Here is a 14873-nt window from a genome sequence, read left to right as displayed (position 1 = left end):
AGCACCCGGCCGTGGTGCGCGATCGTGAACTGATGACGACCACCGAGGCGAAATCCACCACCGACTCCGAACTGGATGCGATCTTCGGCCCGATCTTCGACCGGATCGCCCAGGGCGCCGTAGCGCGGGAAAACGATCGTACGCTGCCGTATGAGGAGGTCGGCGAGCTGCGTGCGGCGAAATTCGGCGCGCTGCGCGTTCCGGTCGAGCTCGGCGGTTACGGCGTCACCGTCCGGCAGCTGTTCCGGTTGCTCATCGCGCTCGCCGGCGCCGAATCGAATCTGCCGCAAGCGCTGCGGGTGCACTTCTCGTTCGTCGAGGACCAACTGCTGGCGGACCAGGGGCCCGAGCGGGAGCGCTGGTTGCGCGCGGTGGCCGAGGGCACGCTGGTCGGTAACGCGATCACCGAACCGGGCGTCGGCGCGGTGGACCGCTACCGCACCACACTCACCGAAGACGACGGGCGGTGGCTGCTCAACGGTGTGAAGTACTACAGCACGGGATCGCTGTACGCGGACTACATCCTGGCCGCCGCCGACCGCAACGGTGAACGCGTCGGCGTGCTGGTGGACGCGCACGCCGATGGAGTGCGTCAGCACGACGATTGGGACGGCTTCGGTCAGCGCCTGACGGCCAGCGGCACTACGGAATTCACCGACGTGGTGGTGACCGAGGATCGGATTCTCGGTCCCGGTTACGGGGCGCCCGGCCCGACCTACGCGACCTCATATCTGCAACTGGTCCAGCTCGCGGTGCTCGCGGGCATCGCCGAACGCGCCGAACGCGACATCCGGGAATGGGTCGCGGCGCGCACTCGCGGCTACACGCACTCCGCCGCCGATCTGCCCCGGCACGACCCACTGGTGCAGCAGGTGATCGGGCGCCTGTCGGCCGCCGCCTTCGCCGCCGAAGCCAGTGTGCTCGCCGTCGCCGACGTGCTCGACGAGGTGCTGGCGGGCGGAGCGAAGGACGAGAGTGCGTTGGTAGCGGCCGAACTCGCCGCGGCGCGGGCTCAACTCGCCGTCATCGACCTGGTGCTGCCCGCCACATCGCTGCTGTTCGAGGTGGGCGGTGCTTCGGTGGTCACCGAACGGCTGAGGTTGGATCGGCACTGGCGCAACGCCCGCACCATCTCGGTGCACAACCCCGCGATCCAGAAAGCGCGCGCCATCGGCGATCATCTGCTCAACGGCGCCGATCTGCCGTTCGCGTGGAGCGCCGGCGAACGCGCCGGGGGAGCCGCGCAGTGACCCGCCGCATCCGGTTCAACGCCTTCGACATGAATTGTGTCGCTCATCAGTCACCCGGGCTGTGGCGGCATCCGGACGACCAGTCGCACCGCTACAAGGAGCTCGGCTACTGGACCGAGCTGGCGAAGCTGCTGGAACGCGGCCGTTTCGACGGCATCTTCATCGCCGACGTCCTGGGCACCTACGACGTCTACGGCGGCAACGACCTCGCCGCGCTGCGCCAAGGCGCGCAGATCCCGGTGGCCGACCCACTGCTGCTGGTCTCCGCCATGGCCGCGGTGACCGAGCATCTCGGGTTCGGCATCACCACCGGCACCGGATTCGAGCATCCGTACCCGTTCGCGCGGCGGCTGTCGACGCTCGACCATCTCACCGGGGGCAGGCTCGGCTGGAACGTGGTGACCGGGTACCTGCCCTCCGCGGCGCGCAATTTCGGCGCGGCCGACCAGCTCGACCACGACGAGCGCTACAACCAGGCCGACGAGTACCTCGAAGTGCTGTACAAGCTGTGGGAAGGCTCGTGGGAGGACGACGCGGTGGTCCGCGACGCGGCCGCGGGCGTCTACGTGGACCCGGCGAAGGTGCACCACATCGGTCATCGCGGCACCCACTACACCGTGCCCGGCATCCACCTCTCCGAGCCGTCGCCGCAACGGACACCGGTGATCTACCAAGCAGGGGCGTCACCGCGCGGTGTGCGTTTCGCAGCGGAGAACGCCGAGGCCATCTTCATCGCCGGACCCTCGAAAAGGGTGCTCGCGCAGACGGTTTCCCGGATCAGGGACGCGCTGGAAGCAGCGGGCCGCGCCCGGGACGCGGCGCGCGTCTACGCCCTCGCGACGATCATCACCGACGCGACCGACGAGGCGGCGCGGCGCAAGCACGAGGAGTACCTGTCCTACGCCAGTGTCGAAGGCGGCTTGGTGTTCATGTCCGGCTGGATGGGCATCGATCTGTCCCGCTACGACCTCGACGACCCGATCGGCCAGGTGGAGAGCAACGCGATCCAGTCCGCGGTGGCGGCGTTCCAGGAATTCGACGACGACGGCCGGGAGTGGACCGTCCGCGATATCGGTAAATGGGCCGGGATCGGCGGCATGGGACCGGTGTTCGTCGGCTCGGGGGAGACGGTCGCCGATCTGCTCCAGGAGTGGGCCGCCGAGACCGATCTGGACGGGTTCAACCTGGCCTACGCGATCACGCCGGGATCGTTCGAAGACATTGTCCGGCACGTGGTTCCGGTATTGACCGCCCGAGGCGCGTACGCCGAGGAATACGTGCCGGGCACGCTGCGCAATGCGCTGTTCGGCGCGGGTGACCGGTTGCCCGCGCAACACCGCGGCGCGAGCTACCGGTTGGGCGGTGCGGGCTCGACCGCTTTGCCGGACGAGGTTTCGCGGCCGGGGGCAACGGCCGAGACGCGCTCGTGACGTAGTCGGACGGCGCCGGAACGGCCCGGCGCTGCCCCGGCGAACGTTGATCAGAGAGCGGCGAGGAATATCCCGGCTACCGCTTCCAGCCCCGCCCGATCGATGTCATCGAAACGGCCCGGCCGCGGACTATCGAGATCGAATACCCCGATCAGCTCACCGTTCCGGACCAGCGGCACGACTATTTCCGAGCGCGTGTCGGCATCGCAGGCGATATGGCCGTCGAACGCGTGCACGTCGGGCACGAGTCGGGTGGTTCTCGATTCGGCCGCGGTGCCGCACACGCCTTTACCGAGCGCGATGCGCACACACGCGGGCTTGCCCTGAAACGGACCGACCACCAGTTCCCGCCCGTCGTAGAAATAGAAACCTACCCAATTCACATCGCGTAGCGCGTGGAATACCAGCGCGGCGAGATTGGCGGCGTTGGCGACGCGGTCGGTCTCGCCCGCGACCAGCGCCTCGGCCTGCGCGGCGAGTTGCCGGTACTGCTCGGTTCGGTCTCCGGTCAGGTCGGCGACGACAAACGACATGGCCCGAATGGTACGCGCTGGGAATTCGCTGTCTGCCCATTGATTCTCGGTGATCGCAACACTCTGCGGGCACCATGCGGGCATCGCATCATCCCTGCATGACATCGCAGCAATCCGTTTCCCGTTCCACTCGTTCGGCCGCGGTTATCGGCGCCGGACAGACCGGCGTCACTGCGGCGCTAGGACTTCTCGACGCCGGTTTCGACGTCACCCTCTACAGCGAGCGCGATCAGCGCGCCTTGCGCGACGACGTGCCCGCCACCGGCACCGCGCTCGAATTCGGTGAGACCCAGCAGGCCGAGGCCGCGCTCGGATTGGACAGCTACACCGCACGGGCGCCTCGGCACACCGGCCTGAGCGTGCGCATCGCGGGACCGGGCCCCGACCGCCCCGAACTGATCCAATTCGACGGCCATTTCGACGGATATGCCGGCGTGGCGGTGGACACCCGGCTCAAGGCCGACGAGCGGCTCACCGCGTTCCTGGAGCGCGGCGGCCGATTCGTGGTCGAACCGGTGACGCCGGAGACGCTCGACGGCATCGCCGCCGCCAACGACCTCACCTTGGTCGCGACCGGTCGCGGCGGATTGTCGGACCTGTTCCCCGTCGACGCGCAGCGCACCCCGTACGACGCGCCGCAGCGTTCGCTGCTCACCGTCACCGTGACCGGAATCGGCCACGACGCGGACGTTTTCGCCCATCGCAGCGTGGCGGGCGGCGCGCACAGCGGCTTCTCCATCCTCGCCGACCAGGGTGAAGGGTGGTGGGGTCCGTACCTGCACAAGGACGTGGGGCCGAGCTGGGCGTTCCTCGGTTGGGCGCGTCCCGGCAGCGACTGGGAGAAGCGTTTCGCCGCCGCGGACTCCGCCGAGTCGGCGCACCGGATCGTGCAGGACCTCTACCGCGATTACATCGACTGGGATCTGCCGGAGGTGCTGGCCACGAAGACCATCCCCGAGGACCCGCACTCCTGGCTGAAGGGTGCGGTGCGCCCCGTCGTGCGGTCCGGGGTGGGGCACACCGCGGGCGGGCACGTGGTCGCCTCGCTGGGTGACACCGCCATCGCCTACGACCCGATCGCAGGCCAAGGCGCGCAGAGCGGCCTGATCCAGGCTCAACGGCTGGTCGCGGCGGCCGCCGTGCACGAAGGACCGTTCGACGAGGCGTGGATCGCGCGGCAGTACGCCGCGTTCCTGGCCGCGCGCGCAGACGCGGCGAACAAGGTGACCAGGCTGTTCCTGAGTGATCCGGAACTGGGCGAGATCGGCAACGCGTTCTTCGCGGCGGCGGCCGTCGACCCGGCGTTCGCCTCGGCGCTGGTCGGCCTGCTGCATCGCCCGCAGCCCTTCCTGCCGGTCGACTCGCCGGAAGCCGTCAACGAGTTCATCACGCGGGTCACCGGCGAGGACGCCACCACGCTGCTGGGCCGTTTCGCCCCCGCGGGCAAGTTCGCCAGGTCGAACTATTCGCCCGCACTCGCCGACGCCTGATCCGAATCCCACAGATTCAAAATCTCGTACCAACCGGGGGCCGGTGCTGGAGTGGAAGGAGCGCCGGACGCTTGCGTGGCGTCCGGCCTCCGATCCGACGGCTACCCCCGATAACCATGGAGCAGCTATGACCACGGAGCAGATCGCCGAGCAGATCCGGTTCGCCTACTGGGTGCCCAATGTCAGCGGGGGACTGGTCACCAGCGACATCGAACAGCGAACCAGCTGGGATTTCGAGTACAACAAGAAGCTCGCGCAGACCGCGGAGAACAACGGTTTCGACTACGCGCTCTCCCAGGTGCGCTACACCGCCTCCTACGGCGCGGAGTACCAGCACGAATCGACCTCCTTCAGCCTCGCGCTGCTCGGCGCCACCGAACGGCTGAAGGTCATCGCGGCTGTGCATCCTGGGTTGTGGCACCCCGCGGTGCTGGCCAAGTTCGGCGCCACCGCCGACCACTTGTCGAACGGCCGGTTCGCCATCAACGTGGTGTCCGGCTGGTTCGCCGGGGAGTTCACCGCGCTCGGCGAGCCGTGGCTCGAGCACGACGAGCGCTACCGGCGCAGCGCGGAATTCCTCGAGGTGATCCGCAAGATCTGGACCGAGGACAACGTCGACTACGGCGGCGACTTCTACCGAATCCGGGATTTCACCTTGAAGCCCAAGCCGTTGAACACGCCCGAGCGCCCGAACCCGGAACTCTTCCAGGGGGGTAACTCGACGGCAGCCCGGCGCAACGGCGGGCGTTATGCCGACTGGTACTTCTCCAACGGCAAGGACTTCGACGGCGTCACCGAACAGCTCGACGACCTGCGCGCCGTCGCCCGCGCCCACGACCGCGAGGTGAAATTCGGGCTCAACGGCTTCATCATCGCCCGCGACACCGAGAAGGAAGCCCGCGACACCCTGCGCGAGATCATCGAAAAGGCGAACAAGCCCGCGGTGCAGGGTTTCCGCGACGCGGTGCAGCAGGCGGGCGCGTCCACGCAGGACCGCAAAGGCATGTGGGCCGACTCCACGTTCGAAGACCTGGTGCAATACAACGACGGTTTCCGCACCCAGCTGATCGGCACCCCGGAGCAGGTGGCCGAGCGGATCGTCGCCTACAAGCAGCGCGGCGTCGACCTGATCCTCGGCGGCTTCCTGCACTTCCAGGAGGAGATCGAGTACTTCGGCGCGAAGGTGCTCCCGCTGGTGCGCGAGCTGGAAGCCGCACAGCGGCCTGTCGCGGCGGTGAACTGATGACCGCGGTCGCCGCCGATCGCATCCTGTCGGCGGCACAAGCGTTCGCGGTCGCGCAGCGGCTGGCGGCGGACTTCACGCCGGGGGCCGCGGACCGCGACCGGGATCGCGTGCTGCCGTATCCAGAGGTCGATCGGCTGGCGGCCAGTGGTCTGCTCGCGATCACCGTGCCCGCGGCCTACGGTGGCGCGGATCTGCCGCCGAGCACCGTCGCGGAAGTGACGCGGATCCTCGCCACGGCCGACCCCAATATCGCGCAGATCCCGCACAGCCACTTCGTGTATGTGAACCTGCTCCGGCTCGCGGGTACGGCACAGCAGCGCGAGCGGTACTTCGGGCGGGTGCTCGATGGAGGACGCATCGCCAACGCGCAGTCCGAGCGCGGCGGCGCGACCGTTGCCGACATCTCGACCACGCTGCGGCCGGTCGGCGACCGATTCCGGGTGGACGGCGTGAAGTACTACTGCACCGGATCGCTGTTCGCCGACCTGTTCGCGGTGCTGACCCGGTTGGACGATCCGGAGGGCAGTAGCGGCCTCGAGCCCGGGGAGTACATCGCCTACCTGCCCGCGAACACACCCGGCGTGCGCGTCGTGGACGACTGGAACGGGCTCGGGCAGCGCACCACCGGCAGCGGAACTGTGTCCTTCGACGAAGTGCTCGTCGACCGTGACCAAGTGATTCCCCGCTCCGGCGCGGTGCGCGCGCCCACCGGTTACGGTGCTTTCGCACAGTTGCTGCACGCCGCCATCGACACCGGCATCGCGCGCGGCGCCCTCACCGCGGCAACGGAATTCGCGCGCACGAAGAGTCGCCCGTGGTTCGAGGCGGGGGTGGCGAACGCGGTGGACGATCCGCTGTTGATCCAACGCTTCGGTGAATTGTCCGTCGCGGTCACCGCCGCGGAGGCGACCCTCTCGTCGGCCGGATGGGCGGTGGACGCGGCCACCAGGGCGGATTCGAGCATCGACAGCGTCGCCCGGGCGTCGCTGGCCGTCGCGACCGCCAAAATACTCGCCGACCGCGCCGCCAACGACGTGTCCGCCGCGCTGTTCGAGGTCGGCGGAACGCGCAGCGCCGCAGCGGATTTGAACTTGCACCATTTCTGGCGCAACGCGCGCACGCACACCCTGCACGATCCGGTGCGCTGGAAGTACCAGCACATCGGCAGGGCTCTGCTGCACGACGCCACGCCGCCGCTACACGGTGTGATCTGAAAGGAGACGAAATGACAGTCACTGTCGTCGTCGGCAATCCGAAACCCGCCTCCCGCACGCTCACCGCGGCCACCTTGGTCGCCAAGGGGCTGCGGCCGGAGGTGGAACCCACCGTGATCGACCTGGTCGAGTTCGGTTCCGGCCTGCTGAGCTGGGGTGACCCGGCCGTGGCCGAGGCGGTGCGCACCGTGGCGAGCTCGGAACTCGTCGTCTTCGCCAGCCCCACCTTCAAGGCGACCTACACCGGGTTGCTGAAGCTGTTCCTCGAACAGTTCGAGGGCGGGACCGGCCTGGAAGGCGTGCTCGCCGTCCCGGTGATGCTCGGCGCCGGCCCGGCCCACGCCCTCGCTCCCGACCTGCTGCTCAAGCCCGTGCTCGTCGAAATCAGGGCCACCGCTGCGTTGCCCGGGCTCTACCTGTCCGATCGCACATTCGCCGAAGACGGCGTCATCGACCGGTACAGTGGTCGGTGGCGTTCGGTCGCCCAGGCACTGGCCCACAGCTCGAAGGCTGCGAATCATGCATGACCTGTTCGAATTCCCCGCCGACGGAGCCGGTCTGCGTCGCGCGTTCGCCAATTTCCCCAGCGGTGTCGTCGCGGTGTGCGCCGAAATCGATGGAACCCCGCACGGCCTGGCGGTGAGCACGTTCGTTCCCGTCTCGCTCGACCCGCCGCTGGTCTCGTTCTGCGTGCAGAACTCCTCGGCCACCTGGCCCAAGCTCGCCGCCGCGAGCCACCTCGGTCTCAGCCTGCTCGGCACCGACCAGCAGGCCGCCGCCCGCTCGCTGGGCACCCGCGACGGCGATCGCTTCCGCGACATCCAACTGCACCGAGGGTCGGGCGACGCCGTGTTCATCGACGGCGCGTCCGCGTGGATCGAGGGCGTCCAGGAGGCGCACGTCCCGGCGGGCGACCACGCGGTCGTCATCCTGCGTATCCACCGCATCGCCACCCGCACCGACGTGGACCCTCTCGTCTTCCACGGCAGCAAGTTCCGCCGCTTGCACGCCGAAACGGCGAACGGGGCGGCCTGAATCGCGGGTGAGAACCGCCCGACGACCTGATCCGAGCGCGTAGAGTGATGCTGTAGCGCTGTCGGCGGTTCCCGAGGTGGTCCGTGAAAATCCCCGATCATCCGAGAGCGCTGAGCGAGCGCCGGATTCGGCGCGAACGGGCCGCGGCCGCGATCGAGTTGCCGCACGTTCGTGCGCTCAATCAGCTGGTCGAGCGCATCGAAGCCGATACCCGATCCGAGAATCTGCCCTACATTGATCCGCTGTTCGGCGGTGTCGAGGCGGAGCTGTTGTTCGTGCTGAAAGCTCCTGAGGGCGATGCCGACCCCGACCTGCGTGACAGAAGATTTCTCAGCTGGGACAACGATGACGTGGGTGCGGAGAACTTCTTCCGCACATGTGCCGCGACCGGTCTTGACCGGGCGCGGTGTACCGCCTGGAACGCCTGCCCGTTTCCGATCAGGGGTGGCACCCCCTCGCGTTTCGAACTCGGCAGGGCCGAGCCGTACACGCGCCGAATGCTCGAACTGCTTCCGCGGCTGCGCGTGGTGGTCCTGCTCGGCCGTCCGGCACAGCATGCCTGGCAGAAGATGTCGTTGACCGGCGCGGATATCCACTTGGTGCGCGGAGCCTCGCCTTCTCCGCCCGGCATCAATCATCCGGACAATCGCCGTAGCTTCGAAGCGGCGATCCGCACGGCCGTCCGGTTGCTCGACTGAGGGTGGGGGCTTTGCTCCGGTAGTCGCCGCTGTGGGAGACTCATGCGTCTCCCTCGGAAAGGCCCTGGTCGTGACGCTCGGCATGGTTCTCGGTGATTCCTCGCGCACTTCGGCGCGGGTGTAGGCAGACCGGGTGATTCCTGTGCGGTAGCCGCACAGTTCTGTGCGCGACCCTGCGGCGAAGTGCTCGTCGTGCCCATGCACGTTCGATTACGAGGAGTTCGCGGTGTCCACCGTTTCCTGGACCGAAGACGACGTCTCTACTACCGCCCGCTGGCATTCGGCGAATGGCGCGCCGCCACCCGACCCGGTCGTGGTGGTGGACGACCGCACGACCGCCGCCGCGGCTGGTCGACTGGCGCGAGCGGGAACCGGCCTGCTATGGCGCGGTGATTTTCACAATGCGCGGCAGCTGCTGCGTGCGATGGGCCGGCGGGTGGACCGGAAGGTTCCGCCGGGCGATGATCCGGCCGAAGCGTTCCGGCGGTATCGCGCGTCGCGTCGTCGGCGCGCGGAGGTGCTCGGCAAGTTGCTCGTGCTGCTGGAAGACGAGTATTCCCTGGCGTTGCGGCGCGCACCCGACGTGCGCCGCGCGTGCACCGAGGCGTATGGCCTGCCGCAGGGGCGCACGGTGGTCGCGCTCACCGAGCTGCTCGGCGTACTCGGTGCGGCGCAATGGCGAGAGAAGGGCGTGTACGTGCCCGCCCTCGGCGCGCATATCCATCCGCACTACGGTGTGTTCTCCCCGGTGCGCGGCGAGTACGTCGACCTCGTCGCCGCCGCGCCACTGCCGGCGCGCGCCGGAACCGCGTTCGATCTCGGCACGGGCACCGGCGTACTCGCGGCGGTCCTGGCTCGACGTGGATGCCGCCGAATCGTTGCCACTGACAACAGTGTTCGCGCGCTCGCCTGCGCCCGCGCCAATCTCGACCGGCTGGGCCTGTCCTCCGTCGCCGTCGAAGGCCCCGCTCTCTTCCCGGACGGCAAGGCCGACCTCGTGGTGTGCAACCCGCCTTGGCTCCCCGGCACCCCCACCTCGACCCTGGAAAGCGGCGTCTACGACGAGAACTCGTCGATGCTGCACGCCTTCCTCTCCGGCCTGCGCGCCCACCTGAACCCAGGCGGCGAAGGCTGGCTGATCCTCTCCGATCTCCCCGAACACCTCGGCCTGCGCACCCGCGACGAACTCCTAACTCGCATCACCACCGCCAACCTCCGAGTAGCGGCCCAACTGAACACCCGCCCCACCCACCCCCGAGCCAACAACCCGGATTCCCCACTCGCCACCGCCCGCGCCGCCGAAACCACCACCCTCTACCGCCTGGTACCGCGTTGAGTGGCACATGACGGAGGGGCCTCTCGCGATTCGCCTCAGCCATGTGCCACTCGAACTCGAGGACGGGCGTGGGCCGGGTAGACGAAAGACCCTGGATCGGCGGAGTGCCGGTCCAGGGTCTTTCGGTGGAGCCGATGACGGGAATCGAACCCGCGCTGTCTGCTTGGGAAGCAGAAGTTCTACCATTGAACTACATCGGCAAGACGCAGATGCGCCAACCGAGACTGTAGCAGAAGCTGCGCACGGGGTGGGAAAAGTCCAGCTAGAGTGCTGTGACCTGGGGCTATGGGTCAGTCAGGGCCGCTGAGGGCGGTCGAACGCTCCGGCCGCTACACCAGAGGTGAAGACGTCCCACTCGCTGGGGGCGAACACCAGCGCAGAACCAGTTGGGTCTTTGGAGTCGCGGACACCGATTTCGCCCCCTCGGAGGAATGCGACCTCGACACAATCACCGTGACCCCCGCTGTGGCTGCTTTTGAACCATCGTGCCCCCACTAGGTCGGTGCTCACCTTGCAAACTCCTTCACCATCTGCCGCAGCAGATTCCTGCTCGCTGTCGCATCCAACGCGGAGCGGCGGATAATCGTGGACGCGGCTCGGTACGTCGCGACCTCCGACTCGTCCTCAAGGTACATGTTGCTCGTAAAGGACTCGACGTACACCACAGGGGGGTCGCCCTCGAACGAAAGTATCGAGAACGCGCCGGTTGCTGTTCCCATGGGATATCCGGCGGTGAACGGCAGTATGCGGATGTCGATGTTGTCTCGCGTACTCACGTCGGCGAGATGGTGCAGTTGGGAGCCCATGGTTCGCTCGTTACCGACGACCCTCCGCAGGATCGCTTCGTCCATCACCATGGTTGCTTCCAGGGGTTTGGTCTTTCGGGTGAGACTTGCCTGTCGCTTCAGCTTCAGTTCGATTCGGCGCGCTTGTTGTTCTTCGGATTCGTGCGGGAAGAACAAGTGGTTCAGCGCCCGGGCGTAATCGGCGGTCTGAAACAAGCCGGGCACCAACTCCGAGCGGTAGATGTCGATCGCGCGAGCCTCGTACTCGAGTCCTACGTAGACGTCGAACCGTTCCTGCATGACCTCGCCGTACTGCTGCTGCCACCACTTCTTGGGTTGAGCGGTCGCCTCTTCGAGCATCCCGATCAATGCCGCGACCTCGTCCTCGGCTTCGATTCCGAGAACAGCGCACAGGTCGCGCACGTCCCGGTCGTTCAACGTGCCGAGGTAGCCGCGCTCGATGCGAGATTGCGTCGGAACGCTCCAGCGCATCGCCTTGGCCACATCGGGCTGCTTGAGGTTCGCTGCGTGCCGGGCGTCGCGGATGTGATTGCCGAACCGACGTCTCGGCAGGGACGGGGGCGGGGGAGTACCTTCTCGGCCCATAGATCCTCCTATGTTTCAGATTGAAAGATATTAGCTACTTGCATGAGAGTTCTCCTGGGGGTTCAAGCGTGAATGCTGAAAATTTCAGAATGATAGAGCCCAAGGTGTCACCTCGGTGGTCTCCTAGTCCTGCGCCGGTGGGGAGGCTGTCCCAATCGCCCCACTTCTCGCCTCGGTAAACGTTCCGGCTGGCCCAGCGAGGCGCTGCGCACCCAACCACCGTCTTCGATGTGAGCAGAGGTCTTCTGATGGACGAAGGAGCGTTCGGGGACACCTTGCTGTCCCGTTGTCAGTACTACCGACGGACCTGCGATCTACCCGTCGTCATCGATCCACCCGAGTTGGGCCGGATCGTCCTTCGCGCGGGCAGCGTGTGGGGAGTCACGATGCCTACGCGGCTCGGTCAGGTGGTGAAGGCTCACTTGCAGAGCTGTGGGAACGCGGTCGGACCGATTATCGGGCACCCCCGCTCCGGCAGGTGGACCTTTCTGATTCGCCCCGACATCGACTTGGGCGACGTGAAGTTGTTCGCCGAGATGTTCCGCCTGGATGTCAATGTCGCGCGGACGGGGGCGTGCATCGCGCTGCCATCGCCCACCGCGTCGGCTGGGGCGATCCGCCACTGGATAGTCCCTCCGCGCAACACATTTCGACCCTCGGGGCAAGTAGTGGTCGCTGCTGTGCGTGCTTGGGCCGATCAAGTACACGGGAGGCGGAAAGCTCGGTCGACGATGCCGGACAGCCGCTCGACCCGGAGTGACTACTGATGGCCGCGACTGTCGCGGCCATCGCCGCCGCCGTATGGACAATGGCGTGTTACTTCGGCGGGGTGAGGCTGTTGGTCGGCTCGATCGCCCGAGAAGCCGCGGATTCCTGCTGCGCACTGTGCCTGCGTCCGTGGTCCTCCGGAACGAGCGTCGCCGAGCCTCCGCAGGCAGCGGAGCACGCACCTGATCGGTCGAGGGTGAAGGGCGAGCGTCCAGGTACTCCGTTTCAGCTGACCACGATGGCGGGCTGAGATGGAGCACTCCGGGTGGTCGCGGATTCGCGCGATCGACGCCGCCGACGGTTGGGCGCTGAGTGGTCCAGCGGCCGACCACTGGTTGACCAGACCGTTCGACGGTGGTTACGCCGTCATCCGGGTCATCCGAGCCGATGGCACGTTGCGTGTCACCATAGGCGACGCCGAGGGCGGGTTGATCCGCGCGTACTCCGAGACGACCGACGACCTCGGGCGCGCGAAAGAGATCGCGGAGGCGGGGATCACGCGTCTGCTCGAAGAGATGGCCGAGCCGCGATGACGCGAACCGCGCAATCGACGGCCTCGGGTCCGTCATCCGGACCGTGCCTATTCCCGGTGTTCGGACGGCGATCTCGTAACAGGCTGATGACGAGCTGTTCGGACCTCGGTACGGCCGTCGGGTGTCTACTCCGGACTATTCCGCTCGATGACCGGAGGAAGTCGCGGTCTTGTCCGTCTCTCTGCTCGAAAGGTGGTCCCCGGAGGTGCTCGGGGACATGGGCACCAGATGCCGATAAACCGTCAGGCAGCCGATGAGCCACAGCGCGCCGAAGCACCAGCCGCCGACGACGTCCGTCGTCCAGTGGACGCCGAGATAGATGCGGGATAGGCCGACCGCTGCGACGAATAGGGCAGCGACGATCGCCGTGCCGGCTCGGAGGGCAGGTCCGTGGATGCCGGGTAGCGCGACCACCAGAACGATGCCGACCACGACGAACGAGCCCATGCTGTGCCCGGACGGATACGCCTGGTTGGATACGTTGATCAGGTGTTCCTCGACGGGCGGACGGTCGCGGTCGGTCAGCCGTTTGCCACCGCGCACCAGCAACCCGCCGCCTAGTCCGGTGATCGCGACGAGCGCGGCCGGCGCCCAGCGCCGCCGCCAGGACAGCACGAGACAACTCGCGGTGGCCAGGGCCGTCATCGCGAGCGTTCCGCCCAGCACGCTCACCACCACCGCGACCGGGGTCAGTGCGTCCGTGCGGTGTGCGACCGCCCAGTCGGCGATACCACGATCGATCCTGCCGGGACCGCCGCCCCCGACCACACCTGCCGTGAGAACCGCGGCGCACACCACCAGCAACACGGTGATTGCCACGATGACGTTCCGGATGCGGGAGGAGGTCACCACTCCACGTTGCCATGCCGGACGCTGCGAGGTAACCGGTCCGCTTCCCGCCACGGATGACACCGGCGACGTCGGCGAACGCCAGGGGTGCAGGCCGACGATCGCGGCCCGTCGGTGTTCGACGACCAGCGCGCACGCGGCGGCTAGTGCCCGAGGGACGATCGGCCCCGCGATCCGGGGCGTGAGCACCAGACGAACGCCGCCGCCGGTCGCCACCACGCAACGTGGCCGGGCGGGTGAGCACCGCCCCCGGCGACGACCGCGCAACACAGCTCGGTGGGGCAAGTGCAGCAGTGCCGACGCGGAAAGACCTCAGAACTTGCTGTAGCCGCCGTCGATCAGGAGAGTGTCGCCGGTGTGGTAGGCGCTGGCGGGGCTGGCGAGGTAAACGGCGACGGATTCGAAATCGCTTGCCAGGCCCCAGCGGCGAACCGGGATCCTTGGCTGGACGCGTTCGCGGAAACGGTCCCAGGCGAAAGCGCCCTCGGTCATCGGCGTCTCGACCCAGCCGGGCAGCACCGAGTTGGCGCGGATGCCGTGCTTGGCCAGCTCCACCGCGATCGAGTTGACCATGGCGATCAGCCCCGCCTTGCTCGCCGCGTAGGACTGCCCGCGCGGCACGCCCTGCTGGGCGGCGAGGCTCGCGGTGGCGACCAGGCTGCCGCCCTCGCCCTGGGCGAGCATGACCTTCGCCGCTTCACGCAGCGTCACGAACGCGGCATCGAGGTTGACGGAGGTGACCCGGCGGAATTCCGCGAGATCGGTTTCTACGAAGGGGATGAATCCTTGCGGGACACCGGCGTTCACGAAGCACGAGTCGATGCGGCCGAGTTCGGCGGCCGCGCGCCCGAAGGTGTCGATCACCTGCTGCTCCTCGCCCACGTCGCAGCTCAGCGCCAGTGCGCGCCCGCCGAACGCGCGCAATTCCGCGGCGGCGGCTTCGTTGCGTTCGGTGTTGCGGCCGACGACGCAGATGTCGGCCCCTGCCCGCGCGAGCCCACGGGCGAAGCCGAGACCGATGCCGGAATTGCCTCCGGTGACGACGGCGACGTGGCCGGTCAGGTCGAACAGCGAGCCCTCGGTCATGATTCATCCCTTCG

General features: G+C 67.7%; 15 protein-coding genes and 1 tRNA gene. 10 read left to right on the top strand and 6 right to left on the bottom strand.

The genetic code is table 11. The features are described from left to right. The first annotated feature begins 32 nt into the window (after positions 1 to 32). Entirely contained in the window at positions 33 to 1250 is a 1218-nt protein-coding gene (locus ACFU5M_RS22670) for an acyl-CoA dehydrogenase family protein (protein WP_379052406.1), read from the top strand. Further along, positions 1247 to 2680, top strand: a complete 1434-nt coding sequence (locus ACFU5M_RS22665; protein WP_379052405.1) for an LLM class flavin-dependent oxidoreductase — start codon at positions 1247 to 1249, stop codon at positions 2678 to 2680. Before ACFU5M_RS22670 ends, ACFU5M_RS22665 begins: the two co-directional genes overlap by 4 nt. A 50-nt stretch (positions 2681 to 2730) precedes the next feature. Here the strand turns inward: ACFU5M_RS22665 and ACFU5M_RS22660 are convergent, their stop codons facing one another. Continuing rightward, positions 2731 to 3213, bottom strand: coding sequence for a GAF domain-containing protein (locus ACFU5M_RS22660; protein WP_379052404.1), 483 nt, complete (start codon positions 3211 to 3213; stop codon positions 2731 to 2733). Positions 3214 to 3311: 98 nt separating this feature from the next. Here ACFU5M_RS22660 and ACFU5M_RS22655 point away from each other — a divergent pair, with 98 nt between their 5' ends. From ACFU5M_RS22655 to ACFU5M_RS22625, 7 genes are all read left to right on the top strand, one after another. Continuing rightward, complete coding sequence (locus ACFU5M_RS22655; protein ID WP_379052403.1) at positions 3312 to 4703, top strand: styrene monooxygenase/indole monooxygenase family protein; 1392 nt, start codon at positions 3312 to 3314, stop codon at positions 4701 to 4703. 127 nt (positions 4704 to 4830) lie between these two features. Continuing rightward, positions 4831 to 5946, top strand: coding sequence for a dimethylsulfone monooxygenase SfnG (gene sfnG, locus ACFU5M_RS22650; protein ID WP_379052402.1), 1116 nt, complete (start codon positions 4831 to 4833; stop codon positions 5944 to 5946). Next, positions 5946 to 7163, top strand: a complete 1218-nt coding sequence (locus ACFU5M_RS22645; RefSeq protein ID WP_379052400.1) for an SfnB family sulfur acquisition oxidoreductase — start codon at positions 5946 to 5948, stop codon at positions 7161 to 7163. Before sfnG ends, ACFU5M_RS22645 begins: the two co-directional genes overlap by 1 nt. Positions 7164 to 7174: 11 nt before the next feature. After that, on the top strand, positions 7175 to 7690 hold the full coding sequence (locus ACFU5M_RS22640; protein WP_379052399.1) for an NADPH-dependent FMN reductase: 516 nt from the start codon (positions 7175 to 7177) through the stop codon (positions 7688 to 7690). Beyond that, the gene (locus tag ACFU5M_RS22635) at positions 7683 to 8198 is read left to right on the top strand and encodes a flavin reductase family protein (RefSeq protein ID WP_379052397.1); all 516 of its coding nucleotides are present in this window, start codon (positions 7683 to 7685) and stop codon (positions 8196 to 8198) included. Before ACFU5M_RS22640 ends, ACFU5M_RS22635 begins: the two co-directional genes overlap by 8 nt. Positions 8199 to 8281: 83 nt before the next feature. Continuing rightward, positions 8282 to 8896, top strand: coding sequence for a hypothetical protein (locus ACFU5M_RS22630; RefSeq protein ID WP_379052396.1), 615 nt, complete (start codon positions 8282 to 8284; stop codon positions 8894 to 8896). A gap of 226 nt (positions 8897 to 9122) precedes the next feature. Continuing rightward, the gene (locus ACFU5M_RS22625) at positions 9123 to 10232 is read left to right on the top strand and encodes a methyltransferase (protein ID WP_379052395.1); all 1110 of its coding nucleotides are present in this window, start codon (positions 9123 to 9125) and stop codon (positions 10230 to 10232) included. A gap of 126 nt (positions 10233 to 10358) precedes the next feature. Here ACFU5M_RS22625 and ACFU5M_RS22620 read toward each other — a convergent pair. The 3 genes from ACFU5M_RS22620 to ACFU5M_RS22610 all read right to left on the bottom strand — a co-directional run bounded on the left by ACFU5M_RS22620 (position 10359) and on the right by ACFU5M_RS22610 (position 11623). Beyond that, positions 10359 to 10432, bottom strand: a tRNA-Gly gene (locus tag ACFU5M_RS22620). Positions 10433 to 10526: 94 nt separating this feature from the next. Beyond that, positions 10527 to 10727 carry a DUF397 domain-containing protein gene (locus tag ACFU5M_RS22615; RefSeq protein ID WP_379052432.1) on the bottom strand — a complete coding sequence of 67 codons (201 nt, stop codon included), beginning with the start codon at positions 10725 to 10727 and terminating at the stop codon, positions 10527 to 10529. Between the two features lie 11 nt (positions 10728 to 10738). Beyond that, positions 10739 to 11623 carry a helix-turn-helix domain-containing protein gene (locus ACFU5M_RS22610; RefSeq protein ID WP_379052393.1) on the bottom strand — a complete coding sequence of 295 codons (885 nt, stop codon included), beginning with the start codon at positions 11621 to 11623 and terminating at the stop codon, positions 10739 to 10741. A gap of 1019 nt (positions 11624 to 12642) precedes the next feature. On the opposite strand from ACFU5M_RS22610, the gene ACFU5M_RS22605 reads away from it, so the two are divergent. Next, on the top strand, positions 12643 to 12924 hold the full coding sequence (locus ACFU5M_RS22605) for a hypothetical protein (RefSeq protein WP_379052392.1): 282 nt from the start codon (positions 12643 to 12645) through the stop codon (positions 12922 to 12924). A gap of 135 nt (positions 12925 to 13059) precedes the next feature. On the opposite strand, the gene ACFU5M_RS22600 is transcribed toward ACFU5M_RS22605, so the two are convergent. Further along, a complete protein-coding gene (locus ACFU5M_RS22600) occupies positions 13060 to 13773 on the bottom strand; it encodes a phosphatase PAP2 family protein (protein ID WP_379052390.1) in 714 nt (237 codons plus the stop codon). Between the two features lie 312 nt (positions 13774 to 14085). Then, positions 14086 to 14859, bottom strand: coding sequence for an SDR family NAD(P)-dependent oxidoreductase (locus ACFU5M_RS22595; protein ID WP_379052388.1), 774 nt, complete (start codon positions 14857 to 14859; stop codon positions 14086 to 14088). Positions 14860 to 14873: the final 14 nt, after the last annotated feature.

The organism is Nocardia sp. NPDC057455, from assembly GCF_042802775.1.
In the GTDB taxonomy this organism is placed as follows: domain Bacteria; phylum Actinomycetota; class Actinomycetes; order Mycobacteriales; family Mycobacteriaceae; genus Nocardia.
Note: the sequence above shows the minus strand (reverse complement) of the source record. Positions and strands in the feature narration are given on the sequence as shown.